1 pseudogene is annotated in these 739 nt (G+C 67.1%); it reads right to left on the minus strand.

From position 1 onward, the window contains the following. Positions 1 to 739: pseudogene (locus BO1_RS56065) on the minus strand (type VI secretion system Vgr family protein); the annotation flags it as partial.

Here is a 739-nt window from a genome sequence, read left to right on the forward strand (position 1 = left end):
GCCCAACCCCAGGCGACCAGTTTTTGAATGCGTCCAACGGTCGTCTGGCCACCCGCATCGGCCGCCTGTCCGCCGTGCTGCCCGGCATAGTCGCCCAGCGCCTTGAACAGCTCCATGCATTCGCCAAGCAACTGCAGCAGCTCCTGCCGGTCGAGCTGATCACCGCCCGCCTGCATATACGCGTAAGTCGTCAGCATCATGCCCTGCGCGGCCCTCAGCGCCGCAGCGGCATCCGTGGCCAGCTCCGCGCCCTCGCCCCGCTTCACGCCTTGGCCATTCTCGCGTGGGTGCGTGAGATACCCCAGGTTCAGCTGCGACGCCGCATGCTCGCTCGCCAGCTGCGCACTGATCTGCGCGGGCGTATCGTCCAGGCGCAGCTGGTTGTACCGCCGGCCGTTGATTTCGCGTGAGCGCATGCCCGAGAGGTAGCGGTTGCCCGGCAGATTGCCAGTACCGCTGAACGTCGCCGGCATGTTGTGGCCATTGCTTAGCACTCCCGCGATATACATCTTGTCGGGATCGCCGTTCGCGAAGTCCAGCAGGACCTCCATGCCCGCTCGCAGCGGCATCTGCTGGCCGAAGCAGTCGCCCGCCCAGCCCGACAGCATCCGCACCCACGCGCTGTCCGCCGGCGTGCCGCTCGTGCCTGCGCCGCTGGCGTGGGCGTGGTCGGCACTGGCGAGCCCCTGGATCTGCACCTTGTACCGTCCGTATTCGTCGGTGTAGACCTGCTCGCCAT

Origin of the sequence: Paraburkholderia oxyphila NBRC 105797 (assembly GCF_000685075.1) — a bacterium.
GTDB lineage: Bacteria > Pseudomonadota > Gammaproteobacteria > Burkholderiales > Burkholderiaceae > Paraburkholderia > Paraburkholderia oxyphila.